At 63.2% G+C, this 26,787-nt stretch carries 26 protein-coding genes; 17 read left to right on the forward strand and 9 right to left on the reverse strand.

The genetic code is table 11. The features are described 5' to 3' along the window. Positions 1–195: 195 nt before the first annotated feature. Positions 196–2,004 (forward strand): translation elongation factor 4, encoded by a 1,809-nt coding sequence (gene lepA, locus PVE73_RS25740; protein ID WP_277364956.1) that lies wholly within the window; start codon positions 196–198, stop codon positions 2,002–2,004. An 81-nt stretch (positions 2,005–2,085) separates the two neighbouring features. Here the strand turns inward: lepA and PVE73_RS25745 are convergent, their stop codons facing one another. The 7 genes from PVE73_RS25745 to PVE73_RS25775 all read right to left on the reverse strand — a co-directional run bounded on the left by PVE73_RS25745 (position 2,086) and on the right by PVE73_RS25775 (position 11,733). Next, positions 2,086–3,039 carry a glyoxylate/hydroxypyruvate reductase A gene (locus PVE73_RS25745; RefSeq protein WP_277364957.1) on the reverse strand — a complete coding sequence of 318 codons (954 nt, stop codon included), beginning with the start codon at positions 3,037–3,039 and terminating at the stop codon, positions 2,086–2,088. Between the two features lie 14 nt (positions 3,040–3,053). Beyond that, entirely contained in the window at positions 3,054–4,682 is a 1,629-nt protein-coding gene (locus PVE73_RS25750) for an ABC transporter ATP-binding protein (protein ID WP_277364958.1), read from the reverse strand. Next, the gene (locus tag PVE73_RS25755; RefSeq protein ID WP_277364959.1) at positions 4,679–5,830 is read right to left on the reverse strand and encodes an ABC transporter permease; all 1,152 of its coding nucleotides are present in this window, start codon (positions 5,828–5,830) and stop codon (positions 4,679–4,681) included. Before PVE73_RS25755 ends, PVE73_RS25750 begins: the two co-directional genes overlap by 4 nt. Then, positions 5,831–6,928 carry a microcin C ABC transporter permease YejB gene (locus PVE73_RS25760; protein ID WP_277364960.1) on the reverse strand — a complete coding sequence of 366 codons (1,098 nt, stop codon included), beginning with the start codon at positions 6,926–6,928 and terminating at the stop codon, positions 5,831–5,833. A 54-nt stretch (positions 6,929–6,982) separates the two neighbouring features. Further along, positions 6,983–8,866 carry an extracellular solute-binding protein gene (locus tag PVE73_RS25765; protein ID WP_277367583.1) on the reverse strand — a complete coding sequence of 628 codons (1,884 nt, stop codon included), beginning with the start codon at positions 8,864–8,866 and terminating at the stop codon, positions 6,983–6,985. Then, a complete protein-coding gene (locus PVE73_RS25770; RefSeq protein ID WP_277367584.1) occupies positions 8,863–10,692 on the reverse strand; it encodes an extracellular solute-binding protein in 1,830 nt (609 codons plus the stop codon). Before PVE73_RS25770 ends, PVE73_RS25765 begins: the two co-directional genes overlap by 4 nt. A gap of 189 nt (positions 10,693–10,881) precedes the next feature. Further along, complete coding sequence (locus tag PVE73_RS25775) at positions 10,882–11,733, reverse strand: c-type cytochrome (RefSeq protein ID WP_277364961.1); 852 nt, start codon at positions 11,731–11,733, stop codon at positions 10,882–10,884. A gap of 197 nt (positions 11,734–11,930) precedes the next feature. Here PVE73_RS25775 and PVE73_RS25780 point away from each other — a divergent pair, with 197 nt between their 5' ends. The 8 genes from PVE73_RS25780 (at position 11,931) to PVE73_RS25815 (ending at position 19,508) form a co-directional block, all read left to right on the forward strand. Beyond that, positions 11,931–12,683, forward strand: coding sequence for a 3-deoxy-manno-octulosonate cytidylyltransferase (locus PVE73_RS25780; protein WP_277364962.1), 753 nt, complete (start codon positions 11,931–11,933; stop codon positions 12,681–12,683). A 4-nt stretch (positions 12,684–12,687) separates the two neighbouring features. After that, complete coding sequence (locus PVE73_RS25785) at positions 12,688–13,557, forward strand: prephenate dehydratase (protein ID WP_277367585.1); 870 nt, start codon at positions 12,688–12,690, stop codon at positions 13,555–13,557. A 188-nt stretch (positions 13,558–13,745) separates the two neighbouring features. Beyond that, a complete protein-coding gene (locus PVE73_RS25790; protein WP_277364963.1) occupies positions 13,746–14,405 on the forward strand; it encodes a peroxiredoxin in 660 nt (219 codons plus the stop codon). 149 nt (positions 14,406–14,554) lie between these two features. Continuing rightward, on the forward strand, positions 14,555–15,331 hold the full coding sequence (gene ubiE / locus PVE73_RS25795; protein WP_277364964.1) for a bifunctional demethylmenaquinone methyltransferase/2-methoxy-6-polyprenyl-1,4-benzoquinol methylase UbiE: 777 nt from the start codon (positions 14,555–14,557) through the stop codon (positions 15,329–15,331). Positions 15,332–15,337: 6 nt separating this feature from the next. Further along, positions 15,338–16,912 carry a 2-polyprenylphenol 6-hydroxylase gene (ubiB, locus tag PVE73_RS25800; protein ID WP_277364965.1) on the forward strand — a complete coding sequence of 525 codons (1,575 nt, stop codon included), beginning with the start codon at positions 15,338–15,340 and terminating at the stop codon, positions 16,910–16,912. A 128-nt stretch (positions 16,913–17,040) separates the two neighbouring features. Beyond that, entirely contained in the window at positions 17,041–17,646 is a 606-nt protein-coding gene (recR, locus tag PVE73_RS25805) for a recombination mediator RecR (RefSeq protein ID WP_277364966.1), read from the forward strand. Between the two features lie 10 nt (positions 17,647–17,656). Then, positions 17,657–18,907 (forward strand): lytic murein transglycosylase, encoded by a 1,251-nt coding sequence (locus tag PVE73_RS25810; protein ID WP_277364967.1) that lies wholly within the window; start codon positions 17,657–17,659, stop codon positions 18,905–18,907. A 64-nt stretch (positions 18,908–18,971) separates the two neighbouring features. Next, on the forward strand, positions 18,972–19,508 hold the full coding sequence (locus PVE73_RS25815) for a Kazal-type serine protease inhibitor domain-containing protein (protein ID WP_277364968.1): 537 nt from the start codon (positions 18,972–18,974) through the stop codon (positions 19,506–19,508). Positions 19,509–19,557: 49 nt separating this feature from the next. On the opposite strand, the gene PVE73_RS25820 is transcribed toward PVE73_RS25815, so the two are convergent. Further along, positions 19,558–20,079 (reverse strand): prepilin peptidase, encoded by a 522-nt coding sequence (locus PVE73_RS25820; protein ID WP_277364969.1) that lies wholly within the window; start codon positions 20,077–20,079, stop codon positions 19,558–19,560. Between PVE73_RS25820 and PVE73_RS25825 the strand changes: the two genes are divergently transcribed. Continuing rightward, a complete protein-coding gene (locus PVE73_RS25825) occupies positions 20,000–20,209 on the forward strand; it encodes a hypothetical protein (protein WP_277367596.1) in 210 nt (69 codons plus the stop codon). The two genes, PVE73_RS25820 and PVE73_RS25825, sit on opposite strands and share 80 nt — an antisense overlap. A 92-nt stretch (positions 20,210–20,301) precedes the next feature. Here PVE73_RS25825 and PVE73_RS25830 read toward each other — a convergent pair whose 3' ends face one another. Beyond that, positions 20,302–20,490, reverse strand: a complete 189-nt coding sequence (locus tag PVE73_RS25830) for a Flp family type IVb pilin (RefSeq protein ID WP_277364970.1) — start codon at positions 20,488–20,490, stop codon at positions 20,302–20,304. A gap of 327 nt (positions 20,491–20,817) precedes the next feature. On the opposite strand from PVE73_RS25830, the gene PVE73_RS25835 reads away from it, so the two are divergent. The 7 genes from PVE73_RS25835 to rpsT all read left to right on the forward strand — a co-directional run bounded on the left by PVE73_RS25835 (position 20,818) and on the right by rpsT (position 25,893). Then, on the forward strand, positions 20,818–21,204 hold the full coding sequence (locus tag PVE73_RS25835) for a pilus assembly protein N-terminal domain-containing protein (RefSeq protein ID WP_277367586.1): 387 nt from the start codon (positions 20,818–20,820) through the stop codon (positions 21,202–21,204). Between the two features lie 185 nt (positions 21,205–21,389). Then, the gene (locus tag PVE73_RS25840; protein ID WP_277364971.1) at positions 21,390–21,875 is read left to right on the forward strand and encodes a TadE/TadG family type IV pilus assembly protein; all 486 of its coding nucleotides are present in this window, start codon (positions 21,390–21,392) and stop codon (positions 21,873–21,875) included. A 12-nt stretch (positions 21,876–21,887) separates the two neighbouring features. Next, positions 21,888–22,505, forward strand: coding sequence for a TadE/TadG family type IV pilus assembly protein (locus tag PVE73_RS25845; RefSeq protein WP_277364972.1), 618 nt, complete (start codon positions 21,888–21,890; stop codon positions 22,503–22,505). A 69-nt stretch (positions 22,506–22,574) separates the two neighbouring features. Then, positions 22,575–23,804 carry a phosphopentomutase gene (locus PVE73_RS25850; protein WP_277364973.1) on the forward strand — a complete coding sequence of 410 codons (1,230 nt, stop codon included), beginning with the start codon at positions 22,575–22,577 and terminating at the stop codon, positions 23,802–23,804. Next, positions 23,797–24,687: a bifunctional DNA-formamidopyrimidine glycosylase/DNA-(apurinic or apyrimidinic site) lyase gene (mutM, locus tag PVE73_RS25855; protein ID WP_277367587.1), complete on the forward strand. Its 891-nt coding sequence runs from the start codon at positions 23,797–23,799 to the stop codon at positions 24,685–24,687. Before PVE73_RS25850 ends, mutM begins: the two co-directional genes overlap by 8 nt. Positions 24,688–24,723: 36 nt before the next feature. Then, positions 24,724–25,497 carry an enoyl-CoA hydratase gene (locus tag PVE73_RS25860; protein WP_277364974.1) on the forward strand — a complete coding sequence of 258 codons (774 nt, stop codon included), beginning with the start codon at positions 24,724–24,726 and terminating at the stop codon, positions 25,495–25,497. Positions 25,498–25,626: 129 nt separating this feature from the next. After that, a complete protein-coding gene (rpsT, locus tag PVE73_RS25865; protein ID WP_277364975.1) occupies positions 25,627–25,893 on the forward strand; it encodes a 30S ribosomal protein S20 in 267 nt (88 codons plus the stop codon). Positions 25,894–26,787: the final 894 nt, after the last annotated feature.

Here is a 26,787-nt window from a genome sequence, read left to right on the forward strand (position 1 = left end):
GCACCGTGGCCGGCCCGGTTCTAAGAGTTCGTAAATGTTCGATTTTTTCTGGAAGGGCTTTACGGGGCAGATTGCTCGCAGCGTAAAGGGCCGGTTAACCAGAGGCCAATTGCGCCTCCGCCGCCCTTTCGCCCACACGCCTTCCGGCATCGCACTCCGCTTGCCGATCCCCATCACCGCTGCTACATGCCGCCCATGACGAACACGCCCCTTTCCAGAATCCGCAACTTCTCCATCGTCGCCCATATCGACCATGGCAAGTCCACGCTCGCCGACCGGCTCATCCAGATGACCGGCAGCCTGGAGGAGCGTGAGATGAAGGAGCAGGTGCTCGATTCCATGGATATCGAGCGCGAGCGCGGCATCACCATCAAGGCGAACACGGTTCGCCTCGAATATGACGCGAAGGACGGCCAGCACTACGTCCTGAACCTCATCGACACGCCGGGCCATGTCGACTTCGCCTACGAGGTCTCGCGTTCGCTCGCCGCCTGCGAGGGCTCCCTGCTCGTCGTCGACGCCTCCCAGGGGGTGGAAGCGCAGACGCTCGCCAATGTCTACCAGGCGCTCGACAACAACCATGAGATCGTGCCCGTCCTCAACAAGGTCGACCTCCCCGCCGCCGAGCCCGAGCGCGTCAAAGCGCAGATCGAGGATGTGATCGGCCTCGACGCGTCGGACGCCCTGATGATCTCCGCCAAGACCGGCCTCGGCGTGGACGAGGTGCTGGAGGCGATCGTCAAGCGCCTCCCTCCGCCGCGCGAGGGCACTGCCGACGCGCCTCTCAAGGCGCTGCTCGTCGATTCCTGGTATGACGCCTATCTCGGCGTCATCGTGCTCGTGCGCGTCATCGACGGCGTCATGAAGAAGGGCCAGACCATCCGCATGATGGGCACCGGCGCCAAATACCCCGTCGAGCGCGTCGGCGTCATGACGCCCAAGATGGTGCTGGTGGATTCCCTCGGCCCCGGCGAGATCGGCTTCATCACCGCCTCCATCAAGGAGGTGGCCGATACCCGCGTGGGCGACACGATCACCGAGGACAAGCGCTCCACGGCCAAGGCCCTTCCCGGCTTCAAGCCGGCTCAGCCGGTGGTCTTTTGCGGGCTTTTCCCCGTGGATGCAGCCGATTTCGAGGACCTGCGCGCCGCCGTCGGCAGGCTGCGTCTGAATGACGCCAGCTTCTCCTACGAGATGGAGACCTCGGCCGCGCTCGGCTTCGGTTTCCGCTGCGGTTTCCTGGGCCTTCTGCATCTCGAGATCATCCAGGAGCGCCTCTCCCGCGAGTTCGACCTCGACCTGATCGCCACCGCGCCCTCGGTCGTCTACCGCATGAACCTGACCGACGGCACGACGGTCGAGCTCCACAACCCCGCCGACATGCCGGACCCGGTCAAGATCGCCTCGATCGAAGAACCGTGGATTCGCGCCACCATCCTCACGCCGGACGAGCATCTGGGTGCCATCCTCAAGCTCTGCCAGGAGCGCCGCGGCATCCAGGCCGATCTCTCCTATGCCGGCTCGCGCGCCATGCTGGTCTATGATCTGCCCTTGAACGAGGTGGTGTTCGATTTCTACGACAAGCTGAAGTCCATCAGCCGCGGCTACGCGAGCTTCGATTATCAGATCACCGACTATCGCGAGGGCGACCTCGTGAAGATGCAGATCCTTGTCAATGCCGAACCGGTCGATGCACTCTCCATGCTCGTCCACCGCTCCCAGGCCGAGCGCCGCGGCCGTGCCATGTGCGAGAAGCTGAAGGACCTCATCCCTCAGCACATGTTCCAAATCCCGATCCAGGCGGCAATCGGCGGCCGCATCATCGCCCGCGAGACGATCCGCGCGTTGCGCAAGGACGTGACGGCCAAGTGCTATGGCGGCGACGTCACCCGCAAGCGCAAGCTTCTTGAGAAGCAGAAGGAAGGGAAGAAGCGCATGCGCCAGTTCGGCAAGGTGGAAATCCCGCAGGAGGCGTTCATCCAGGCGCTGAAGATGGGGGACTGAGGAAGCACCCCGCGAGAGCCTTCCAGACGCGAGAGCGATGGAGCACGGCTGACACTTCTCCTCAACGGGAGAATGAATTCCTCAATAGCCCGCGGCGCGGTCGACGACGTTCTTCAGCGGCTCGCCGCGCTCGAAGGCTTCGATCTGCTCAAGCATCAGCGGCACCAGATGCGTGGCATCGGAGGTCGCTGCCGCGTGGGGTGTCACGAAGACGCGGGGATGCGTCCAGAGCGGACTCTTCGGGTCAAGCGGCTCCTGCTCGAACACGTCGAGGCTCGCTTCCTTGAGCACGCCCTCGTCGAGCGCCCGCAGGATGTCCGCCTCCTTCTGCAGGCGCCCGCGCCCGGCGTTGACGAGGCACGGACCTCCGAGCCGCCCGTCCCGCCTCAGCCGCTCGAGCACCGAGAAATCCACCACGCCCTCGGTGACGGACGTGAGCGGCAGCAGCACCACGAGGATGTCGGTCGCGTTGAGGAAAGGCGTCAGCCCATCCCGCCCATGAAAGGTGGAGACACCTTCCACGCGCTTTTCACGCCGGCTCCACCCGTTCACCTTGAAGCCCAGCGCAAGAAGCGCTTTCGCCGCGGCACCGCCGAGCTCGCCGAGGCCCATGATGCCCACACTCACTTCGTTCGCCGGGGGCTGTGGCGGCTCGTGCCAGATCTTCTGCGCCTGCTGCGCACGATATGTGATCCCCTGACGGTGATGGTCGAGCACCCGCCACGAGATATATTCGACCATGTGTTGCGCGAGATTCTCCGCCACCACGCGCACGATCGGCACGTCCGGCAATTCGGCGTCGGCAAGCAGGTGGTCGACCCCCGCGCCGGCGGAAAAGATCACTTTCAGGTTGGGCAGCCGCTTCAGGACGCCGCGCTTCTGTTTCCACACCACCGCATACTCGATGGTCGGGTCTTCCTCGCCTTCCGGTTCCAGCACCACGGAGCGTGCCTTGGAAAGCATCTCGTACCAGCGTTGCGGGTACATGCCCGTGATGGAAAGCAGGATGCGGCCGGCGGCCGGCTTTTCACGCATGGTTCCTCCCCGGATTATTCGCTCACCACGCCCGTGGGTGCTGCCTGGATCTCAAAGGCGGCAGCGATCAGCGCGCGCGTGTACTCTGTCTTCGGCTCGTGGAAGATCTGGTCTGCCGTGCCCGCCTCCACCACCTTGCCGTTGCGCATCACGATCACCTCGTTGGCCAGCGCACGGATCACCTTGAGATCATGGCTGATGAAGAGATAGGCGAGGTCATGCCGTTTCTGCAGGTCGCGCAAAAGGTCCACCACCTGCGCCTGCACGCTCATGTCGAGCGCGGAGGTGGGCTCGTCCAGCATTACGAAGCGCGGCTTGAGCACCATCGCCCGGGCGATCGCGATGCGCTGCCTCTGCCCGCCGGAGAATTCGTGCGGGTATCGGAAGCGCGCCTCCGGATCGAGCCCGACTTCTTTGAGCACGTCGACCACCATCCGGTCGCGCTCCTCCGGGGAGAGCCGGGGCTCGTGGATCCTGAGGCCCTCCTGGATGATCTCCGCCACCGACATCCGGGGGCTCAAGCTGCCGAAGGGGTCCTGGAAGACGATCTGCATTTCCCGCCTCAGCGGCCGCATCTCGCGGAAGGACCGCCCGTCGATCCGCTCGCCCCCGAAGCGGATTTCACCTTGGGAAGCGATCATGCGCGAAAGGGCCAGCCCGAGCGTGGTCTTGCCGGAGCCGGATTCGCCCACCACCCCCAGCGTCTGCCCGGCCCTTACCGCAACGTCCACTCCGTCCACGCCCTTCACATAGTCCACGGTGCGCCGGAGGAAGCCCCTCTTGATCGGGAACCAGACCTTGATTTGATCCCCCTCCATCACCTTCTCGGCCGAGCGGTCCGCCTTCGGCGGTTCGCCCTTCGGTTCGGCGGCGAGCAGGTGGCGCGTGTACTCGTGCTGGGGATCCGTGAAAATCCGCTCCGTCGGCCCACTCTCAACGATCTTGCCGCCGGTCATCACGTACACCCGGTCCGCCACCTTGCGCACGATGCCGAGGTCATGGGTGATGAAGAGCATCGAGAGGTTCTGGTCGCGCTTGAGCCTGCCGAGAAGCTCGAGGATCTGCGCCTGTACGGTCACGTCGAGAGCGGTGGTCGGCTCGTCGGCGATGAGCAGCTTCGGCTCGTTGGCAAGGGCCATGGCGATCATCACGCGCTGGCGTTGGCCGCCGGAGAGCTGGTGCGGGAATGCGTCGAGCCGCTTCTCCGGCTCGCGGATTCCCACCTGGTTCAAGAGCTCCAGCGTGCGCTCGCGCGCCGCCTTGTCGCTCATGCCCCTGTGCAGCTTGAGCACCTCCCCCACCTGCCGCTCGATCGTGTGCAGCGGGTTGAGCGAGGTCATCGGCTCCTGGAAGATCATGCTGATGTCGTCACCGCGCACCTCTCTCAGGACCTTGTCGTCCGCCGCAAGCAGGTCGCGGCCCCCATAGAGGATTTCTCCGGAGGGATGGCTTGCGGCGGGATAAGGAAGGAGCCGCAGGACGGAAAGCGCCGTCACGGACTTGCCGGAACCAGATTCGCCGACGAGCGCGACTGTCTCGCGCTCCTGGATGTCGAAGGAGACGTGATCGACGGCGAGCGTTTCCCCGCTCCCTTGCGTGAAGGCGACGGAGAGATCGCGGATGGAAAGAAGCGCGTCGCTCATTTGAACGTCTTCCGCGGGTCGAAGGCGTCCCGCACCGCCTCACCCACGAAGATCAGCAGGGAGAGCATGATCGAGAGGCTGAAGAAACCGGTGATGCCGAGCCAGGGGGCATTCAGGTTGCGCTGGCCCTGGCGCAGGAGCTCGCCCAGCGAGGGAGAGCCCGGCGGCAGGCCGAAGCCCAGGAAATCGAGCGAGGTGAGCGTGGTGATAGAGCCGTTGAGGATGAAGGGCAGGAAGGTAAGTGTCGCTACCATCGCATTGGGAAGCAGATGACGGAACATGATGGTACGATTGCCCACGCCCAGCGCCCGCGCCGCACTCACATACTCGAAATTGCGCGCACGCAGGAATTCCGCTCGCACCACGCCGACAAAGGCCACCCATGAGAAGAGCAGCATGATGCCGAGCAGGATCCAGAAGCCCGGCGGCAGCACGGCGGCGATGATCAGGATCAGGTAGAGGACGGGGATCGACGACCATATCTCGATGAAGCGCTGGAAGAGAAGGTCTGTCCAGCCGCCGAAATAGCCCTGCACGGCCCCCGCCGAGACGCCGATGAGGGCGGAAAGCGCAGTGAGGATGAGGCCGAAGAGAACGGAGATGCGGAAGCCGTAGATCACACGGGCGAGCACGTCGCGCGCCTGGTCGTCCGTGCCGAGCCAGTTCCAATTGCCGAGCGTGCAGTTGGGATCGTCGACACCCTGCGGATAGCGTTGGCAGCGAACCTCATTGGTGTAGAGCCAGGAGGGCTTCGCGGGCGCGGCCTCCGGAATCTCGCTGTTGACGGTGCGATAGGAATAGCGGATCGGCGGCCAGATCATCCAGCCGTTGCCGTTGATCTCGTCCTGGATGAAGGGGTCGCGATAGTCCGTGACGGCGAGAAACCCGCCGAACTTCTCTTCCGGATAGTCCACCAGGACGGGAAACAGGATTTCGCCCTGATAGGAGGCGATCAGCGGCCGGTCATTGGCGATGAATTCGGCAAAGAGCGACAGGATGAAGAGGACGAGGAAAATCCAGAGCGACCAGTAGCCGCGCCGGTTCGCTTTGAAGCTCTGCCACCGCCGCTGGTTGATGGGCGAGAGCCACGGCCGCGAAACACGCTCGCGCACTTGTTCCACCTGCCCCTTCGACTGAAGGTCCGACATTTAGACGTCCCTCCGCTCGAAGTCGATGCGCGGATCGATGAGCGTATAGGTGAGATCAGAGATCAGGCTGATGACGAGCCCCAGCAGGGAGAAGATGTAGAGGGTCGCGAACACGACGGGATAATCGCGGTCGATCACGGAGCGGAAGCCGAGAAGCCCGAGCCCGTCGAGCGAGAAGATGCTCTCGATGAGCAACGAGCCGGTGAAGAAAGAGGAGATGAAGGCACCAGGGAAACCGGCGATGATAAGCAACATCGCGTTGCGGAAGACATGGCCGTAGAGGACCTGTCCCTCCGAGAGGCCCTTCGCCCGGGCCGTGACCACATATTGTTTCCGGATCTCGTCGAGGAAGGAGTTCTTCGTCAAAAGGGTGGTCGTGGCGAAGGCGGAAAGCACCAGCGCGGTCAGCGGAAGGGCGAGGTGCCAGAAATAGTCGAGGATCCTCTCGGGCCAGGAAAGAGAGGCCCAGTTGTCCGATGTGAGGCCGCGCAGCGGAAACCAGTCGAAGAAGGAGCCTCCCGCAAAAAGCACCATCAGAAGGATCGCGAACAGGAAGCTCGGGATGGCATAGGCGACAATGACCACGCCGCTGGTCCAGACATCGAAGGGCGTGCCGTCCTTCACCGCCTTCCGGATGCCGAGCGGGATCGAGATGCCGTAGGACAGGAGCGTGATCCAGATGCCGAGGGAGACGGAGACCGGCATTTTTTCCAGAATGAGGTCCACCACGGAGATGTCGCGGAAGTAGCTTTCCCCGAAATCGAAGCGGATATAGTTCCACAGCATCAGTCCGAAACGCTCGAGCGGCGGCCTGTCGAAGCCGAACTGCCTCTCGAGTTCGGCGATGAATTCGGGATCGAGCCCCTGCGCGCCGCGATAGCGCGAAGTCCCGCCAGCGGCCTCGAAGCTCTGGCCGCCCGTGTCCCCGCCTCCGCCGCCGATGCGGGCGTCCGCGCCCCCTCCCTGGCCGGTCACCTGGGCGATCACCTGCTCGACCGGACCGCCCGGAGCGAACTGCACGACGATGAAGGAGATAGCCATGATGCCGAACAGGGTCGGGATCATCAAAAGCAGACGGCGCAGGATATAGGCGCCCATCAGCCGATTGCCCCGTTCGGTGATGCGGTAGGAAGAATGACAGTCACGCCGCTTCTATGCTTTCCCAATCGCTTTTGCCTTTTCCTCGTCGTACCACCACAGCGCTTCGACGGGGAAGAAATAATCAGGTTTCGGTTCCTTGAAGCCGAACATGTCCCAATAGGCGACCCTGTGATTCGCCGAATACCAATTTGGAATCCAGTCTCGCCTTGCGCGCAAGACCCGATCCAGCGCCCGCATGGCCGTGGTGAAGGCTTCGCGGGTCTGGGCCTTGCCTGCGGTTTCGATGAGCGAATCGACGGTTGCGTCCGCCATGCCGGGATAGTTGTGCGCGCCCTCCACGGAGGCCGTGCTCGAATGGAAGAACTGAACCAGGGTGTCGTAGGTGGGCGTCGCCCCTAGGGAGAAGGCAATCTCCGTCATATCGAAATCGAAGCTGACGAGCCGCAGCTGATATTGCGTAGGATCGACATGGCGCATCCGGGCATCGATCCCGATGGCGCGCAGATTGCCCAGGAAGCTCGGCTCCACGCTGAGAAAGACCTGGTCGTTGACGAGGTATTCAAGCGTGAACGGCTCGCCGTCGGCGTTGGTGAGCACGCCATTTTGTTTCCGCCAGCCGGCGGCTTGCATCAGTTCCTGGGCGCGGCGCAGCATTTTTCGATCACGACCGGATCCGTCCGACACCGGCTGCATGACGGCTTCGCCGAAAACGGCATCGGGCACTTTCCCACGCAAGGGCTCGAGCAGGGCGAGTTCGCTCTCACTCGGGAGCCCTTCCGCTTTGTAGGGAGACTTTTCGAAAGGAGACTGGGAGCGATCGTAGAGTCCGTAGAACAGGTTCTTGTTGATCCACTCGAAATCGAAGCAGAGATTGACCGCCTCGCGCACGCGTGGATCGCGGAAGCGCTCCCGGCGCTGGTTGAGCGCCTTGCAATAGAAATAGGGGCGCAGCTCGCTCGGGAATTCACGCTTGACGACGCGTCCATCCTGGATCGCGGGGAAATCGTATCCCGTAGCCCATACCCGCGAAGTGAACTCCTCGCGAAAGACCGTCACGCCTTTCTTGAAGGCTTCGAACGCCGCGTTGCGGTCGCTGTAGAATTCGATGCGGATGCGATCGAAATGATAGAGGCCGCGGCGCGCCGGCAGGTCACGCGCCCAATCGTCCTCCACACGCTCGTATTCAATATAACGCCCGGCAGAGAAACGCCCCACCTTGTAAGGCCCCGAGCCCAGCAGAGGCTCGAGCCTGGAACTGTCGAAGGGCTTTCCCTCCAGTGAGGCTTTCGAAAAAATCGGATAGAGCACCACGTCCAGAATCGTGCGGTCGGATTGCTTGCCCGAGAAGACGATGCGGAATTCACGAGAACCCACTGCTTCCGCCGCTGTCATTTCGGAAAGCGTGAGAACGAAATCCGGATGGCCCTTCTCCTTCAGGAGCGTGTAGCTGAAGGCCACGTCCTCCGCCGTGATCGGCGAGCCGTCGTGGAAACGGGCTTCCGGACGCAGCTTGAAGGTGAAGCTGTTGCGGTCCTCCGATATCGCGACGCTTTCGGCCACGAGGCCGTAAACGCTGTCCGGCTCGTCCCAGGCGCTCATCATCAAGGCGTCGAAGCACAGCTCCATGCGTGGTGGTGCGTCGCCCGTGCGCACATAGCTGTTCAGCGTGTTGAAGGTCTGGACATTCTGGTTGAAGAACCAGTAGCCGGGTTGGAACGTGATGGTTCCGCCCTTCGGTGCATCGAGACTGGCATAGTCGAAGTGCTCGAAGCCGGCCGGATATTTGAGATCTCCGAATGCCGATAGCCCATGCAGCGACTTGCCCGTCGGGATAGCGGCAAAGGCCCTGCGGCCGAGAAGCGGAGTGGCGAGGGCCGCGCCGGAAAATTCCAGAAACCGGCGGCGCGACAGGGCGGAAAAGTCGGCGGTCGTCAGTTTTGGCTCCTGTACTTGGCTGCGAGCGCAGCTTCGCGCTCCGGATCGATCCACCAGGAGAAGATGTCCACCCCCGCATAGTCGGGCTGCTTTTTGGGAATACCGAACTTGTTCCAGTACGCGTAGCGGAGCGTCGGCTGGTAATATTGCGGAACGGTGTAGTAGTTCCACAGGAGCACGCGGTCGAGCGCCCTGACGGTTGCAGTCAGGTCTTCCCGGTCCTTGGCGTAGATGATTTTCTGGATCAGCGCGTCGACCACCGGGTCCTTGATGCCGGCCACGTTCTGCGAGCCGGGCAGATCGGCGGCTTCCGAGCCCCAATAGTCGCGCTGTTCGTTGCCCGGCGATTCCGACTGCGCGAAACGGTAGGTGATCGCATCGAAATCGAAGTTCTGCACCCGCTGGATATACTGGGACGTGTCGATGATTCGCAGGGTCGCGTCGATGCCGATACGCCGCAGATTGGGAATGATGGCGCCGGTGATGACCTCGGAGGTCGGCGAGGCGCCGAGGAACTCGATGCGGAATTGCTCGCCCGTTTCCTTGTTGACCATGCGACCGTTCCTGATCTCCCAGCCGGCCTCGTCGAAGAGGCGGACGGCCTCGCGCAAATACTGCCGTTCGGCCTGCGGCGCATCGAAGACCGGCAGCTTGAATTCCTCGGTGAAGACTTCCGGCGGAAGCTGATCGCGGAACTCCTCCAGGACTTTGAGCTCCCGTCCCTGGGGCAGGCCGCTGGAGGCGAGTTCGTCGGACTTCTCAAAATAGCTGCCGAACCGCTTGTTGAGGCCGAAGAACTGGGTCCGGTTCTGCTCCTGGAAATTATAGGCCAGCGTCAGGGCCTCGCGTACCCTGCGATCCTGGAATCGCGGCTCGCGCATGTTGAAGACGAAGGCCTGCATCGGTTCGATCGACGTGTCAGTGAACTCGTGCTTGATGACGTCGCCTTCCTCGAGTGCAGGGAAATCATAATCCTGCACCCACCGGCGCGTGCTGAGTTCGCGGCGCACATCCTCGAAGCCCCCCTTGGTGAAGGCCAGGAATTCCGCATTGTCGTCCTGGAAATAGGTGTAGCGCAGACGGTCAAAATTGTTCCGCCCGATATTGACCGGCAGGTCCGCCGCCCAATAGTCCTCGACGCGCTCCCAGATGATCTCCGAGCCTGGCTGGAACCGCGCGATGCGGTAAGGCCCGCTGCCGAGCGGCGGCTCCAGCGTGGGGCTTTTGATGTCGCGTTTCCTGCCCTGGGCGTCGGTTCCCTCCCACCAGTGCTTCGGCAGGACGGGCAGGTCGCCCATGATGTGGGGAAGTTCACGGTTGCCGGCCTGGTCGAAGCGAAATTCCACCTCGTGGTCGGAGAGCGCGACGGCCTCTTCCACGCTGGCGAAATAGCGATTGTGCTGAGGGCTGATCTCCTTGAGCGTATTGAAGGACCAGACGACATCCTCCGCCGTTATGGGCGTGCCGTCATGCCAGCGCGCCTGCGGATTGAGGCGGTAGGTGGCCAAGGAGTAGTCATCCGGATATTTGAACGCTTCTGCGATCAGCGGATGGCTGGTGCCCGGATCTTCCGGCGATTGCTGCATCAGCGTTTCCCAGAGGACGCCGCCGAAATAGGTGAGGCCGGCAGCCGGCGTACCACGCACGATGAAGGGATTGAAGCTGTCGAACGTGCCGAAGGCGGCCGAGTTGAGGGTGCCTCCCTTGGGCGCCTCGGGATTGACGTAGCTGTAGCCCTCGAACGGCTTGGTCTCGGCTTCGGGATTGATCAGTGAACTGCTCGTGCGCCATTCTTGCGCGCCCGCGCCGCCAATCACGAGAAACATCGCCGTGACGGCGACGGCTGCCTTCTTCCCCTGCCCGATGATACTGGCCAGCATATGGCACGTCTCCCATCATTCTTTTCTTTCCCGCCGAAGGTAGTTCATCCGAGCCCAATGACAATCGGCGAGCTGTTAGAAAGACAAAAAAGCCGGCGATGCCGGCTTTTTCATGATCTTCCTGCGCATTGATTTCTATTGCGCGGGCGCGGGCTGTGTTTCCCCGGCGCCATCTTCAGGCGCCGCGTCGCTCTCTCCGGTGGCTGAACCGCCGTCGGGCTGAGCAGGTGCCGTGGTGCCCTCGGCAGGCGCGCTTTCGGCCGGTGCAGGTGCACCTTCCGCTGGAGAGGTATTCTCCGCAGGAGCGGCCCCCTCTGCGGGAACCGCACCCTCAGCGGGCGCCGCCTCTTCAGCAGGTGCACCGCCGTCCTCCGCCGGCGCGGCTTGTGCTCCGCCCTCGGCCGGAGCCGCCGCGCTGCCTTCCGATTCCGTTGGAGCTGCCTCCGGCAGTGGAACGGGCTGATCGGCGGTCGTTCTCAGATAGGCGATCACATTGGCGCGATCCTGCACGTTCTTCAGGCCGGCGAAGGACATCGCCGTTCCGGGCACCAGGCCTTTGGGGCTGAGCAGGAAATGATCGAGATTTTCGTAGGTCCAGTGCTTCTGCCCGCCCTCGGAGAACTCCTTCATCGCGCCGGAATAGCTGAAGCCCTCATGGCTCGCAATCGGCCGGTCGACGACCCCCCACAGGTTGGGGCCGACCTTGTTGGGCCCGTCTGCCTGGTCGGTGTGGCAGGCTTGGCATCGCTTGAAGACGTTTTCGCCTGCCGCGGGATCGGCAGAGGCGAGGAGCGGCAGAACCGACTCGACGGTCGGTTCGGCTTCTCCGCCACCCTCCGTGCCGCCTTCGGGCACGGCGATCGCGTAGCCCGGCGTTTCCGGCGCGGGCGAGGAGAAGATCGCGTCGGATATGAGGCTTACGGAGAAGACGATGAAGACAACGCCGAGGAAAGCGCCGATAATCTTGTTGAGTTCAAAAGAATCCATTCGCCCTGAGGCTCCCTTCTCCGTGTCCTCCGCGGACGCGGAGCCACCCCGCACGGCGCTCCCGTTCCCGCGTTCGGCTGATGCCTTTAAAATCGCGCGGAAACTAGGTCTTTTGCTCTGCCAAAGCAACACATATAAGACTGTCTGCAACTGAGACCTTTTGCCACTTTCGAAACCCTACCCGACAGCCGCCTTCCATGACCGCCATCATCCTCATCCCCGCCCGAATGGCCTCCACGCGCCTGCCGGGAAAGCCGCTCGCCGACATCGCCGGCAAGCCCATGATCGTCCAGGTAGCGGCAAGAGCGCGGGAAAGCGGGGTCGGTCGCGTGGTCGTCGCGACCGATACGCAGGAGATCGCCGCCGCGGTCCGGGCCGAGGGCGTGGAAGCGGTGATAACGCGGGCCGATCACCAATCGGGCTCCGACCGCATCTTCGAGGCCCTCGAGGCCGTCGACCCGCAGGGGGGCGCGGAGGTGGTGATCAACCTCCAGGGCGACCTGCCCACCATTCCGCCGGAGGACATTCGGGCGGTCATGCGTCCGCTGGAGGACCGGGAGGTGGATATCGCCACGCTCGGCGTCGAGATTTTCGACGAGGAGGAGAAGACCAACCCGAATGTGGTGAAGATCGTGGGCACGCCGATCGCGACCTCTGCCAACTCCCTGCGGTTGCGAGCGCTTTATTTTACCCGCACCACCGCGCCTTGGGGCGAGGGGCCGCTCCATCACCATGTCGGCATCTATGCCTATCGCCGCCGCGCGCTGGAGCGGTTCGTGGCGCTGCCGCCGGGGACGCTGGAGACGCGTGAGAGGCTGGAACAGCTCCGCGCGCTCGAAGCCGGCATGCGTATCGATGCCGAGATCGTCCGCTCCGTGCCGCTCGGGGTCGACACGCCTGCTGATCTCGACCGGGCCCGCCGGATTCTTTCCGCAGGGACCAGGAGCTGACATGGTGGCGAGCATGACCAACAGGATCTCCTTCCAGGGGGAGCCGGGGGCCAATTCCGATACAGCCTGCCGCGACATGTTCCCGCACATGGAGCCGCTGCCCTGCCCGACCTTCGAGGACGCCTTCAACGCGGTCGAGACCGGCAAGGCCGACCTGGCAATGATCCCGATCGAGAACACGATCGCCGGGCGTGTGGCCGACATCCACCACCTCCTGCCCGAATCACGCCTCCACATCGTGGGCGAGTATTTCCTGCCCATCCACTTCCAGCTCATGGTGCTGCCGGGCGTGGAGTTGTCGGAGATCAAGGCCGTCTACAGCCACATCCATGCGCTCGGTCAGTGCCGCAGGGTGATCCGCAAGCACCGCTGGAAACCCATGGTGGCGGGCGATACGGCGGGCGCGGCACGCGCGGTGGCGGAGGAGAAGGTGCGCTCCAACGCTGCGCTTGCGCCACGGCTGGCGGCGGATCTCTACGGGCTGGACATCGTCGCGGAGAACGTGGAGGACACCGACAACAACGTCACCCGCTTCGTCGTTCTTTCCAAGGAGAAAAGCTGGGCGGAGCGCCGCTCGCCCGACCAGCCCATGATCACCACTTTCATCTTCCGCGTCCGCAACGTGCCGGCCGCGCTCTACAAGGCGATGGGCGGCTTCGCCACCAATGGCGTCAACATGACCAAGCTGGAGAGCTATCAACTCGGCGGCAAATTCTTCTCCAGCCTCTTCTATGCAGATGTCGAGGGGCATCCGGACGACCGAAACCTTGCACTGGCGCTCGAGGAGCTGCGCTTCTTCTCGCGCGAGGTGCGGATTCTCGGCGTCTACGAGAGCCACCCCTTCCGTGCGACCCAGAGCGAGGACGAGGACTGAGGGAGGTCACGGGCGTATCCTAGCAAGAAGGATGATTGGATCAGCCGGGGGGAGCAGGGCGTTCCGGTCTCCGCTCCCTTGTTGGCATGATTTTCCGTTTATCGGCTTTTCACGCCCTCTGTGATGCTCAATACTCGCGCGCCGCCGACCTATCCTACAGGCAGGGCTTTTTTTCAGGGAGACACGCCATGGGCCTTCGCATCAACGACACAGCACCGGATTTCACTGCCGAAACCACGCATGGCACCATCCATTTCCACGAGTGGATCGGTGACGGCTGGGCCGTGCTCTTCAGCCACCCCAAGAACTTCACCCCCGTCTGCACGACCGAGCTTGGCGCGATGGCGGGTCTCGAAGGTGAATTCAAGAAGCGCAATGCCAAGATCATCGGCATTTCCGTCGATCCCGTCGCGGATCATGATCGCTGGAAAGCGGACATCGAGAAGGCGACCGGGTTCCAGGTCGACTATCCGCTGATCGGCGACAAGGACCTGAAGGTGGCGAAGCTGTACGATATGCTTCCCGCCGAAGCAGGTGATTCCGCCGAGGGCCGCACCCCCGCCGACAACGCCACGGTGCGTTCCGTCTATGTCATCGGGCCGGACAAGAAGATCAAGCTGGTTCTCACCTATCCGATGACCACCGGTCGCAACTTCGACGAGATCCTGCGGGCGATCGATTCGATCCAGCTCACCGCGAAGCACCAGGTGGCGACCCCTGCCAACTGGAAGCAGGGCGAGGACGTGATCATCACCGCCGCGGTTTCCAACGAGGATGCCGTCAAGCGCTTCGGGGCCTTCGACACGATCCTGCCCTATCTTCGCAAGACGAAGCAGCCGACTGCCTGACGCTTCGATCTTCCAACATCCGTAAGGCGAGGCTTCGTGCCTCGCCTTTTTTCTTGCCCTGGTTCCGCGCGGCTCTAGGTCGCTCCAATCGGCATGGCACTGCGCCGGCCCATCGGGTATGGTCGCGCCGGTTTGATGAGCGAGTGGACATGTCTGAACAGCGCACTACGGCCTCCGGCGGGATGGAGACGGCCTTCGGCTTCAAGAAGGTCGGCGAAGGGGAGAAGCAAGGTCTCGTCAACGAGGTGTTCCACCGCGTCGCGGGACGCTACGATCTGATGAACGATCTCATGTCGGGCGGGCTGCACCGACTATGGAAGGAAGGCATGGTCGCATGGCTTTCCCCACCGAAGCGGCCGGGCTACAGGGCGCTCGACGTGGCAGGCGGCACCGGCGACGTTGCCTTCCGAATCGTAGATGCCTCCAGTGGCCAGGCGCAGGTCACCGTGCTCGACATCAACGGCTCGATGCTCGGCGTCGGCCGCGAGCGGGCGGAGAAGCGCGGGCTTGGGGGCAACCTCACCTTCGTGGAGGCCAACGCCGAGGAACTTCCCTTTCCGGACGCCTCCTTCGACGCCTATGCGATTGCGTTCGGCATCCGCAACGTTCCGCATATCGACAGGGCGCTGGCGGAAGCCTTCCGCGTGCTGAGGCCGGGCGGGCGTTTTCTCTGCCTGGAGTTTTCCGACGTGGAGATGCCGGTGCTCGAGAAGGCCTACGAGGCCTGGTCCTTCCATATGATCCCGCGCATCGGCCAGGTGGTGACCGGCGACGGCGAGCCTTATCGCTACCTGGTCGAATCCATCCGCAAGTTCCCCAACCAGGAGAACTTCGCGGCCATGATCAGACGCGCGGGCTTTTCCCGCGTGACCTGGCGGAACTATTCGGGCGGCATCGCCGCGCTGCACTCCGGCTGGAAAATCTGACGGCGTATGAGCACCTTCGGCGCATATGTCCGCCTTTTCCGTGCGGGTTGGATTCTGGTGCGGGAGGGCGTGGTGGCCGCTCTTCCGGGGGACCAGCTCACGGGAATGCCGCTGCTGGGCTGGCGCATTGCGAAACTCTTCTCGCGCCCCCGCTCCACCGAGCGCGACCGGCCGGAGCGCTTGGCGATTGCGGTCGACCGGCTGGGTCCTTCCTATGTGAAGCTCGGTCAGTTTCTGGCGACCCGGCCGGATGTGGTGGGCAACCAGATGGCACGCGATCTGGCCACCCTGCAGGACCGGATGGAGACCTTTCCGCAGGAGCAGGCGCACGCGGCGGTCGAGGCTTCGCTGGGCGCCCCGGTGGAAAAGCTCTTCCGTGATTTCGGCGCGCCGGTGGCGGCAGCCTCCATCGCGCAGGTGCATCCGGCCAAGATCCTGCGAGAAGGAGAGATCCAGAAGGTCGCCGTGAAGGTGATCAGGCCGGGCGTGCGCCGGCGCTTCTATAATGATCTCGAGTCCTTTTTCATGGCCGCTCACCTGCAGGAGCGCTTGATCGCGTCGGCTCGCCGCCTGAGGCCGGTACAGGTGACGCAGACGCTGGCCCAGACCACAAAAATCGAGATGGACCTCAGGCTGGAGGCAGCGGCCATCTCCGAAATCCACGAGAACACGAAGGATGATCCCGGCTTTCGCGTGCCCTGGGTGGACTGGCAGCGCACCGGCCGGGACGTGCTCACGCTCGAATGGATCGACGGCATAAAGATGTCCGACATCGAGGGGTTGCGGGCCGCGGGCCACGACCTGGAACAGCTTGCCACGATGCTGATCCAGTCCTTTCTGCGCCACACGCTGCGCGACGGCTTCTTCCACGCCGACATGCATCCCGGCAACCTGTTCGTTGAGGCGGACGGCACGATCGTCGCCGTCGATTTCGGCATTGTGGGGCGCATTGGCCGGAAGGAGCGGCGCTTCCTCGCGGAAATCCTCTATGGCTTCATCACACGCGATTTCCGCCGCGTGGCCGAGGTTCACTTCGAGGCAGGCTATGTGCCCGGCCATCACGACGTCGCCGCTTTCGCCCAGGCGCTACGCGCCATCGGAGAGCCCATCCACGGTCAACCCGCGGAGACCATATCGATGGCGCGGCTCCTGACGCTGCTCTTCGAAGTGACTGAACTCTTCGACATGCAGACGAGGCCCGAGCTCCTGCTTCTGCAGAAGACGATGGTAGTGGTCGAAGGAGTGTCCCGTACGCTCGATCCGCATTTCAACATGTGGCGGGCATCGGAGCCCGTCGTCTCCGACTGGATCAAGAAGAATCTCGGGCCACAAGGGCTGCTTATGGATGCGCGGGAGGGCGTGAATGCGCTGATGATGCTGGCGCGCCAGGCGCCGGAGCTTGCCGCCCGCGCCGAGCGCCTCGTCCGTGAGGTGGATGCCGTCGTGGAGAAGGGCGTTCGCCTGGATATCGAGACGGCCGAAGCGATCGGCCGGGCGGGCGCGCGGCACACGCGCTTCGGCCGCCTTGCGCTTTGGATGATCGCTCTATTGCTCTTCATCCTGCTGTGGCGGCTGTCTTGATCACGTTGCCGTCGCTGGACGCCGGCTTATACTGCCTGCTGAAGCTCCTCGTGCGGAAAGCAGCGCGGGACCTGATTTCACCAAAGAGCGATGCTATTGCTCGCCAACGATGATTCACCGTGTCGCCAATGTCCAAACGCATCGCCGGCCCTGAGATCGAACGCCTGATACAGCTCCTGGCCAAGCTGCCTGGGCTTGGGCCCCGCTCGGCCAGGCGGGCCGCACTCCACCTCATCAAGAAAAAGGAGCAGCTTTTCGCGCCGCTTACCGCCGCCATGGCGGAAGCGCTCGACAAGGTTCGTGTCTGCTCGGTCTGCGGCAATGTGGATACCGCCGACCCCTGCACCATCTGCACCGATCCGCGCCGCGAGGCGGGCACGCTGATCGTGGTCGAGGACGTGTCCGATTTGTGGGCTCTGGAGCGGGCTGCCGCCATGAACGCGCGCTACCACGTACTCGGCGGTACGCTTTCGCCGCTCGACGGCATCGGGCCGGATGACCTCAACATCAAGGGGCTGGCGAGACGCGTCGCCGAAGGCGGAGTCGCCGAGATCATCCTAGCCGTCAATGCGACGGTCGAGGGCCAGGCGACGGCCCATTACATCACCGATCAGCTTGCGGGCCTGGAGGTGAAGGTCACGCGGCTGGCGCATGGCGTGCCCGTCGGCGGCGAGCTTGATTATCTGGACGAGGGTACGCTCGCGGCCGCATTGAAATCGCGCACGGCGTTTTGAGGGGATGATCATGAGAAATTCCGCTGAACGGAGGTCATCCTTCATTGCCGTGTTCTCAATCGTCCTGCTCTCGCTTGTGGCTCCGGCCCATGCTGCGGCACAGAATACCGCCGATCTTTTCAACCAGTGGCTGGCACGCGACCTCTGGCCGGAGGCTCGTTCGCGCGGGATATCGGAGGCTACCTTCAATGCGGCCTTCGAAGGGATATCGCCCAACCTGAAGCTGCCGGACCTCGTTCTGCCCGGCGAGAGCGCGCCGCGTTCGACGGAGCAGCACCAGGCGGAGTTCCGCGCGCCCGCGGCCTATTTCGCCCATGTCGACGGTGTGGTCTCCGGCGGCCGCAGCCGGGCGAAAGCGCATGCCGCCACGCTTTCCGCCATCGAGAGGCGCTTCGGCGTGCCGTCCGGCATCGTGCTCGCCATCTGGGGCCGCGAATCGGGTTTCGGCAGCGCGAAGATCCCTTACAACGCCTTCGAGGTGCTCGGCACCAAGGCGTTCCTGGCAACCCGCAAGGAGATGTTCCGGAAGGAATTGCTGGCGGCACTCGAGATGGTCGAGAAACGCCGCGTCAGGCCCGAGATGATGCGGTCATCGTGGGCGGGTGCCATGGGCCAGCCGCAGTTCATGCCGTCTTCCTATCTGAAATACGCTGTCGATTTCGACGGCGACGGTCGGGCCGATATCTGGAACTCCGTGCCTGATGCGCTCGCGTCCATCGCAAACTACCTCGCCGGTCATGGCTGGCTGCAAGGGCGCGACTGGGGTTTCGAGGTTGCTGTTCCCGAGAGCGTCTCCTGCACGCTCGAAGGGCCGGACCGGGGGCGCCGCATCGCCGACTGGGCGGCCATGGGGATCACGCGTGTGAACGGGAAACCCTTTCCGGCCCATGAATTGCGCGAGGAGGGCTATCTGATGATGCCTGCCGGGCGTTTCGGGCCGGCCTTCGTCGTCACGCCGAATTTCTATCGCCTCAAGGACTACAACGAGAGCGATCTCTACGCCCTTTTCGTCGGCCATGCCGCGGACCAGATCATGTATGGCGGCAGCGGGTTTGCCGCGCGCTGGGGCGAGGTCGATTCCATGCGCCGGTCCGATATAGCCGCCATGCAGCGCGCGCTGGAGCGCCAGGGCCATGATGTGGGCGGTGCCGACGGCCTTGCCGGCTTCAAGACGCGGCGCTCCATCGGCCTGTGGCAGGGGAAGACTGGCAGGGCTGCGACCTGCTTCCCGGACCGAGACCTCCTTCGTCAAATCAGGTAAGGAGGGAACGCGACAGGCGGGCACGGGGTTTCGGCGCTGTCGCATCTGGAGAGGAGGGTCCACCGTGAAGTTCCTGAAAAATCTCGCCGGGCTGGGCGCCTTGGCCTTTGCCGGCCTCATCCTTTGGAGCTGTACCGTCGTCGTCGACGAGGAGCCGCGCCCAAGGCCGCCTGAAGGGCCGCGCATCTGCACACAGCACTATCAGCCCGTTTGCGCCGCGCGTGGCGACCGCCGCCGCACCTTCTCCAATGCGTGCATCGCCCAGTCGGAAGGGTTCAGGCCCATCCACCCCGGCGAATGCCGGGACACGCGTCCGCCGCAGGCCTGCACCCGCGAGTATCGCCCCGTCTGTGCCGTAAGGAGCGGGCGCGAGCGCACCTTCCCGAACGCCTGCATGGCGGAGGCCGACGGATACAGGCCGATCCATCCCGGCGAGTGCCGCCAATCGGGCGGGCGCCCGCCGCAATCCGACCGGCCGCAATTCTGCACCCAACAGTACGAGCCGGTCTGTGCCGTACGCGGCAACCGCATGCGCACCTTCGGCAATGCCTGCGAGGCGCAGTCATCAGACTATCGCATCATCCGCCGCGGCGAGTGCTGAGAAAGACGGGTGAAATGAGCCGTGGCGATGTTCCGCCGCGGCTTGCATCTCAGCCGGTGGCCAGTCGCGCCATCGCCCACTGCATCAGCGGCGTCTGACCGAATGTCACGAGCCCGCCCAGGCCCAGCGCCACCCCATAGGGTATGCCCGCCTTCTCGTCTGCGAAATGGCGCAGCAGCAGGTTGTTGGCGACCAACAGTGCCAAGCCGGAGTTGCGGAACATGAGAAGGGCGATTGTGAGCAATCCGCCAAGCAGGGCGACAACCAGCAGGTAATTCGCAAGCCCAAGGCTGAAGCCGAACCAGACGGCGCTCGCCGACATCAGCTTGGCATCACCGCCGCCCATGGCGCCGGTGGCGAAGATCGCGAAGGTGACGGCGAGCACCACGGCTCCCGCCGCGAAATGCATGCCGATCTCGGACCACGGTATGCCGGTAAGCGGCGCCAGCACCGCGAAAGCGAGCACGAGCAGGATTGAGACACGATTCGCGATGGTCATCGACACCATGTCCGACACGGCTGCGAAGACCATGCAGAAGGGAAAGACAACCAAGATCGCCGCTTCGAGCATTGTTCTGCTCCCGAACGACAAGAGAGAAATTATCAACCGCTCGCCGATGGTCTTGGTATCGGCCCCGCTGGAATGCGGTTCCGATCCTCTGCGGCCAATCTTAGCGGCGCTGAAAACCGAGCACCGGTGAAGATGATCGGATATCATTTGATCGCTGCACTACGAGAAAGCCGCCTGCCCGTGCAGACGGCTTTATCTTCTTCTTTCCAAGAACGAAGGCGATTACGGAGTGGTGCCGCCACCAGGGTTGGTCATCTGTCCGCCAAGGCCGGTCAGCGCACCACTGAATCCATTGCTCAGCGCGGTGGCGCCGGCGATCACGCCGACGGCGATCAGGGCGGCCATCAGGCCGTATTCGATCGCGGTAACACCCTTCTCGTCCTTACGGAAGCGAGCGAAAATCTTGGACATGAGAGAACTCCTTCAGCTCCGATTTTTACAGCACCCCGCCGACTTTTTCTCTTCTGTCGATCGGATGTGAGACAGTTACGCCGCGGCACTTTCAGGGCTCTTAACAAACAATGTTACTGAATGATTTACTTTTTGAATGAGAATAACAGAGTTAGAAAATCTATAATTATGGAAATTTAATTCAAATTTTATGTCTTATTCCGCGCTCCTGGAGCACGTGTTGCGGACTTAACCCTTGCTTCACCAATCCCGTTCATATTTCGGTGAGGAAAATTCGGGGACGGGAGTGGCGGCGTGAGGCTTCTTTACGGGTGGGGTTTGCTTTTCATGGCCCTTCTGGCAGCCGCGCCTGCCCCTGTGGCCCATGCCGACGGGCGCATCGGCGTGGTGATGAACCAGGCCAAGATCATCAAGCTTGCGCGTCCGGCCGACACGGTGGTGATCGGCAATCCGGATATCGCGGATGCTGTGGTCCAGGATTCCACGACGATCGTACTTACCGGCAGGGGCTTCGGCGTCACCAACATCGTCGTGCTCGATGTGGATGGGAGGCCCATCATCGACGAGCAGGTGGTGGTCTCGCGCCAGGCGGTGGATTCGGTTCGTGTCTATCGCCGTTCCGATGTTCAGACCCTTTCCTGCACCCCCTATTGCGAGAGCGCCTACAAAACCGACGCCGAGCGCATGTCCGAGGCGGAGATGCGCTCGCAATAGTTATCCTTCATGGATGGTTAAGGCGCTGCCGAAGATTTTAACGGCGCGGAAAACGCGACGGCAACTGCCGGTGTGTCATGCTCGCTGCTTCAGGAGAGGGTTTTGGCATGCACTGCGTTAGGGCGGGGACGAGAGGCGGCCGGGTATCGCCGCGCCGTTTTTGGCACGAGCGGAGCGGTGCGACCGTGATCGAATTCGCGCTTCTTGCTTTTCCGTTCTTCCTAGTGCTTTTCGCCATTCTGGAAAGTTGCGTCGCCTTCACCGCGCAGGCTCTGCTGACCAACGCGACCGACGACATCGCGCGCCAGTTCCGCACCGGCCAGTTGAGGGCGGGCAGCGTCAACGAGCAGACGGTTCGGGATCTCCTGTGTGAGCGCATGAGCATGCTTTATCCTGCCGATTGCCCGGGCCTGCGCGTCGACCTGCAGAACTATCAAACCTTTGCGCAGGCGGCCGCGCTCTTCGACGGGCCGATTCTCCCGTCGGCCTACAGCTTCGATCCCGGTGATGCGGGCGAGAAGAACGTGTTGCGCGTCTTCTATTTCTGGCCCGTGATTACGAACATCATGCATGATCGCATGGCGAACCTTCCCGATGGCAAGATGCTGCTTTTCGCCACGCGGACCTGGCAAAACGAACCATTCGCCGCCGTGGCGCAGCAGGGAGGCTGAACGAGGACGATGATGGGGGCGAGGCTACCAGCGGCCGGTAAAAGCCTGGCGCAGCGCTGTGCCGCCTTCAAGGCGGAGACGCGCGGCGTGGCCGCTATCGAGTTCGCGCTGGTCGTGCCGCTGATGCTGGCGCTCTTCTTCCTCTCCCTGGAGTTTTCTCAGGCGCTGGAGACGGACAGGAAGGTCAGCCGCCTGGCGAGCCAGGTGGCCGATCTCGTCACGCAGCAGCGCGAGATGACGAAGGAGGAACTGAGAGGGCTCATGACCATAGGCCAGGCCACGCTCCAGCCCTACCGCCGCAGTGACCCCAAAATTACCGTCACCGCCATTCAGATCACGGACGAGGACCAGCCGAAGCCCAAGGTGGTCTGGTCGCGTGCCCTGGTCGATGGCGTGCTCGTGAATGCGGAGACCCCGGGGGAACTCACCGAAGTGCCGCAAAGCCTCCTGGTGCGCGGCTCCTTCCTCGTGCGGGCAAATGCTGAGCTGGATTACCGGCCGGTGATCCTCTGGGCTGCGGGCGCCAAGGAAGGAATGGGGCTGACGGCAGCGTTCGACGAGATTGCCATGGGCGAACGTTATTATCTGCGCCCGCGCCAGACGCCCACGATCCCCTGCAGCGATTGCTGAAGCCCGCCGACGGCGATTGCCAATCCGGTCCGCGACCCCTATTTCTCGCATTGCATGGGTGGAAGATCGATGGCACGCGCCTTTCTTTTCGTTCTGGATTCTTTCGGTATCGGCCATGCGCCGGATGCGGCGCGCTTCGGCGACGAGGGGGCGGATACCTTCGGCCATATCGCGACGGCCTGTGCCGCGGGCAAAGCCGACCGGAAAGGTTTGCGGCACGGACGCTTGAACCTGCCGCACATGCACGCGCTCGGGCTTGATGCGGCGGCAGCCCTTTCGGCTGGTCGGGAGCCGGAAGCCGGGTTCCTGCCCACGGGCTTCTACGGCGCGGCCGAGGAGCGGTCGAGCGGCAAGGACACCCCGTCCGGCCATTGGGAGATCGCAGGTGTGCCGGTACCCTTCGAATGGGGGTATTTTCCCCAAACCCTTCCGACCTTTCCGAAGGCGCTCACGGACAGGCTGGTGGCGGAGGCGGGGCTGCCCGGCATTCTCGGCAATTGCCATGCTTCAGGCACTGAGATCGTCGCCCGTCTGGGCGAGGAGCACATCCGTACCGGCAAACCGATCTGCTACACCTCGGCCGATTCGGTGTTCCAGATCGCTGCGCACGAAGAGCATTTCGGCCTGGAACGGCTCTACGCGCTATGCGAAACCGCGCGCCGGCTCGTGGACGAGTACAAGATCGGCCGCGTGATCGCCCGCCCCTTTGTCGGCGAGAGCGCCGGGATCTTCGAGCGCACGGCGAACCGGCGCGATTACGCCGTTCCGCCGCCCGAACCGACGCTGCTCGACCGGGTGGAAGCGGCGGGCGGCCGCGTGATCGCCATGGGCAAGATCGGCGACATATTCGCCCATCAGGGCGTCACGGAGGTGCGCAAGGCCGCCGGCAACATCGCGCTGTTCGATGCCACGCTCGGCGCGATGGATGATGCACGGCACGGCGACCTCGTCTTCGCCAATTTCGTGGATTTCGACACGCTCTATGGCCACCGGCGCGATGTGACGGGCTATGCGGCCGCGCTCGAGGCTTTCGACCGGCGCCTACCCGAGGCGCTCGGCAAGCTCAGGGATGGTGACCTTCTGGTTATCACTGCCGACCACGGTTGCGACCCCACTTGGAAGGGAACGGACCACACGCGTGAACGCGTGCCGATCCTGGGAGTCGGCCCGGGACTTGTCAAAGGGTCGGTCGGCGTGAGGACGACCTTTGCCGATATCGGCGAAACCGTCGCGGCACATCTGGAATTGCCGTCAGGCCGCCATGGCCACCCCTTCCTCGATCTCGCACAACATGCCTGAGCTGCCCGAAGTGGAGACCGTCCGGCGGGGGCTCGAGCCGGTGATGGAGGGTGCACGCGTTCTCGCCGTGGAGCAGCGCCGTGCGGACCTGCGTTTTCCATTCCCGGCGGGTTTTTCCGACCGTGTGAAAGGGCGGGTGGTCACCGCGCTCGACAGACGGGCCAAGTACCTGTTGCTGCATTTGCAGGGCGGCAGTGTGCTGATCTGCCATCTGGGCATGTCCGGCTCCTTCCGCGTCGAGGAGGACCGGGGCGGGACGGTTCCGGGCGGCTTCCATCATCCGCGCTCAAAGGACGAGAAGCACGACCACGTCGTGTTCCATCTGGAGCGGCAGGGCGGCAGGACGCGTGTGGTCTACAACGACCCGCGCCGCTTCGGCTTCATGCTGCTCACTGAGGCTGTCGATCTTCCGGAGCATCCGCTTCTTGCCGGGCTCGGCGTCGAACCGACGGGGAATGAGCTCGACGGCGCTCTCCTTGCGCGGCTGCTTGCGGGAAAGCGCTCACCGCTCAAGGCAACTCTCATGGACCAGCGTGTGGTGGCGGGGCTGGGCAATATCTATGTCTGCGAGGCCCTGTGGCGGGCTGGGCTCTCGCCGCGCCGCCTCGCAGCCACCCTTGCCGCCCGCGACGGCCGACCGACCGAGCGCAGCAGCCGCCTGGCGGGGACGATCCGTGCGGTGATTGCCGATGCGATCGCCGCGGGCGGCTCTTCGCTGAAGGATTATGTGCAGGCGGATGGCTCTCTCGGCTATTTTCAACACAGCTTCAGCGTCTATGATCGGGAGGGGGAACCCTGTCGCAAGGAGGGCTGCCGAGGCACGGTGAGCCGCATTGTGCAGGGCGGGCGCTCCACCTTCTATTGTCCAGCCTGCCAGCGCTAGGCTTCCCGGAATCTCGTCGCGCAAAGGAGATATTTTATGGCCTATGAGACGATCCTGGTGGAAACGCGGGGGCGTGTGGGCTTCATCACGCTCAATCGCCCCAAGGCGATGAATGCACTTAATTCCAAGGTGATGGAGGAGCTTATCGCGGCGGCGGAGGGTTTCGATGCGAATCCGCGGATCGGGGCCATCGTCATCACCGGGTCGGAGCGGGCCTTTGCTGCCGGGGCCGACATCAAGGAGATGCAATCCAAGACATTCATAGACGCCTATATGGCGGACCTCTATTCGGGCTGGGAGAAGCTGACGCGCGTTCGAAAGCCCGTCATTGCGGCGGTGGCGGGCTATGCGCTGGGCGGCGGCTGCGAGCTTGCCATGATGTGCGACTTCATCATCGCCGCCGACAACGCCAAGTTCGGCCAACCGGAAATCACGCTCGGCGTCATGCCCGGCATGGGCGGCTCGCAGCGGCTCGCCCGGTTTATCGGAAAGTCGAAGGCGATGGAAATGTGCCTCACCGGACGCATGATGGACGCCGAGGAGGCGGAGCGCTGCGGCCTCGTCTCCCGTGTCGTGCCCCTGGGCGAACTGGTGGAAGAGGCTCTGGAGGTGGCAGGCAGGATCGCCGAGTTCTCCATGCCCGCGGTCATGATGACAAAGGAGGCGGTGAATCGTGCTTACGAGACAACCCTGTCGGAGGGGCTGCGTTTCGAGCGGCGGGTGTTCCATTCCATGTTCGCCCTCGACGATCAGAAGGAGGGGATGGCCGCCTTTGCGGAAAAGCGCTCTCCGCAGTTCCGTAACCGTTGACGCGCCGGGATGCCTCGATTATAAGCCGCCACGACTGAGGTGGCCTCCGGGCTGCCCTTTTATTTTTGTGCCGAAGCTTCGCCCGGTCGGGGCCGGGCTGACGGCCCAGGTTGAAACGAGAGAGGAATTATGGCCAACACCACTTCGGCCAAGAAGGCGGTGCGCAAGATTGCCCGCCGCACGGCGATCAACAAGGCTCGTCGCTCACGTGTCCGCACCTTCGTCCGCAAGGTCGAGGAGGCGATCGCCTCCGGTGACAAGACAGCCGCGGAAACGGCGCTCAAGGCCGCACAGCCGGAACTGATGCGCGCTGCCACCAAAGGCGTCCTTCACAAGAATACTGCATCGCGTAAGGTTTCGCGACTCGCACAGCGCGTCAAGACTCTGAACGCCTGAGGGTCCCCCTCCAGGGACCCTGTCACCCGGCTATTCAGGTCGGGTTTTTTCTTTGCCGTGCAAAGAGTTGGCTTCGTGCTTCTTTTAGGGAGCGCGAGGGCCGCTCTTTTTTATTTGCCGGCATTTGGTTTTCGACCTTAGGAAAAGTGTCATATGCGGGCCTTCGCCCACCCGGCATATGTAGAGATTTGAGTAATGCAATCAGTATCTTACAGAAGTTTATCCACAGCATCAATGCATCGCGTGGCGGGGTAATGAAGCAGGCGAATGTCAAGCGGATTTTTTCATTTTTTTTTCCGGGACGGGGCGTCCGAAAGCCCATTGCGAAAAGCGGTTGGAATCAAAACGGCTTAAGCGTTTTGCGCCTTTGCCGGCGATGTCTCCGAGGTGCCGCAAAGCGGCCCAATTCGTGAAAAATCCGTTAGTCGCGCACTTGCTCTGTCCGTACGAGTTTCGGTAATGTCCGGTCATCAACGAGGGCAGGCTCGGCCGCCCAGAAAAACCAGAGACAGACGCGGCTTCTGCGGCGCGGAGCAATTCGCGCACAGGCGTGGTGTGTCCTCGGAGATTGCGGGGGGGGGCCGGTTCAAGCGGAGAGGGATCGTGGTCCCGTCGCAAGCTGGGTTCGGCGCAGCCTGCGCCGGAGGCGAGGGACGACGAGTAGCGTTCAGGAGTATGAGAGTATCGGAGGTGTGTAGGAGGCATCGGTCCATTACGAAGTTTGGCGGGCAGGCCGATGCGGCGACCAAGGAAGGGCCCGTTTTCGAATTAAGACAGAAGCATTTTGACAGGGAAACGAGGATGCAAAGCGGCGTTGAGAGGGAAGTTGGGGGAGGGTTCTCTTTTCATAGCTCGGCGGCCCAGGGCGAAGAGGCTGAGAGCTCCGGCGAGGCG

Origin of the sequence: Chelativorans sp. AA-79, assembly GCF_029457495.1 — a bacterium.
GTDB lineage: Bacteria > Pseudomonadota > Alphaproteobacteria > Rhizobiales > Rhizobiaceae > Chelativorans.